This is a genomic window from Amycolatopsis speibonae (genome assembly GCF_042647925.1).
Lineage (GTDB): Bacteria > Actinomycetota > Actinomycetes > Mycobacteriales > Pseudonocardiaceae > Amycolatopsis > Amycolatopsis speibonae.
This window is the reverse complement of record NZ_JBHRWK010000163.1, coordinates 15079-16400: the sequence shown is the minus strand read 5'-3', so window position 1 is coordinate 16400 and position 1322 is coordinate 15079. Positions and strand designations below refer to the sequence as shown.

The following is a 1322-nucleotide window of genomic DNA, read 5'->3' as shown; positions in this document are numbered from 1 at the left end:
TGACGAGACGATGTGTCCTGAGTCACTCGATGTCCCTTCCGACCGCCAAACCAGCGAGTCGATCTTGGTACACCTCTGGCTTACACGGTTGCCGTGACACGCCCTGCGCGACGCCGCCGTCATCGAGAACACCAGAGCGGAGGCCGTCAGCACGGCCAGCCCCATCATGCGCACGAGCTTCATCAGACGCGCTCCTCACCGGTTTTCGATCGATCTCCGACGATAGGAGCGCCCACCGCCGTCGTATCCCTCCGAAGGTCTTGGGCTTTTAACCGTTTTGCGAGGGCACGCGGAGTTCCCGCACCGACGTCGTGACCTCGTCCAGCACGTGCGGGATCGGCGCGACCCCGAGACCGGGGCCCGTCGGCACGGGCAGGTTCCCGTCCCGCAGGACGAACGGTTCGGTGATGTCGGTTTCGTAGTACCGGTCCGAAGCTGAGACGTCGCCGGGGAGGGTGAAGTTCGGCAGGGCGGCGAGCGCGAGGTTGCCTGCCCGCCCCAGTCCGGTCTCCAGCATCCCGCCGCACCACACGGGAACGCCGGACGCGGCGCAGACGTCGTGGATGCGGCGGGCTTCGAGGTAGCCGCCGACGCGGCCGGGTTTGACGTTGACGATCCGGCACGCGCCGAGCGCGATGGCGTCGGCGGCGGAACGGGCCGACACCACGGATTCGTCGAGGCAGATCGGCGTGCGAAGGCTCCGGCCGAGAGCAGCGTGACCGAGCAGGTCTTCCTCGTCCAGCGGTTGTTCGATCAGCAGCAGGTCGAAGTCGTCGAGGCGGGCGAGGTGGCGGGTGTCCGCGCGCGTGTAAGCGGCGTTCGCGTCGACCTGCAGAAGCAAGTCGTCACCGAAACGCTCGCGGACCGCCCGCACCGGCGCGAGGTCCCACCCTGGTTCGATCTTGAACTTGATCCGCCGGTAGCCCTGCGCCAGGTAGCCCGCGACAGCAGCTCCGGCAGCAAGTCCATGATGCCCACCGAAACGCCGCTCGGGACGCTGTCGGCGACCGATCCCAGACCGGCCGCGAAGGACAGGCCCTGCTCGCGGAGCTCGGCGTCCAGCACGGCCATCTCCAAGGCTGCCTTCGCCATCCGATGACCTTTGACCCCGGCGAGGAGCGGCGCCACGGTGTGCGCGGTCAGGCTCTCGGCCGCCGGCAGCGGTGGCACCAGATGCCGCTGATCCGCCTGCCCGAACTCGTCGGTCGGGCGCGGTGTCGCATACGCCTCCAGCGCGGCAGCGGTCCGGGGCGCCTGTCTCGTCGTCGAGGAGACCGTTCAGCTTCCAGAACCCGTCCTTGCGGCGCTCCAGGGTGACTTCG

2 protein-coding genes and 1 pseudogene are annotated in these 1322 nt (G+C 68.6%); all 3 read right to left on the bottom strand.

The window, feature by feature from the left end:
* Positions 1-183, bottom strand: a 183-nt coding sequence (locus ACFOSH_RS44100) for a hypothetical protein (protein WP_378247812.1), incomplete at its 3' end; no start/stop codon positions are given.
* An 85-nt stretch (positions 184-268) separates the two neighbouring features.
* Positions 269-1182, bottom strand: a pseudogene (gene menC / locus ACFOSH_RS44095) (o-succinylbenzoate synthase); the annotation flags it as partial.
* Positions 1140-1322 (bottom strand): hypothetical protein (locus tag ACFOSH_RS45180; RefSeq protein WP_449224218.1); only part of this gene is annotated, 183 nt, incomplete at its 5' end. The gene ACFOSH_RS45180 and the pseudogene menC, both read right to left, overlap by 43 nt.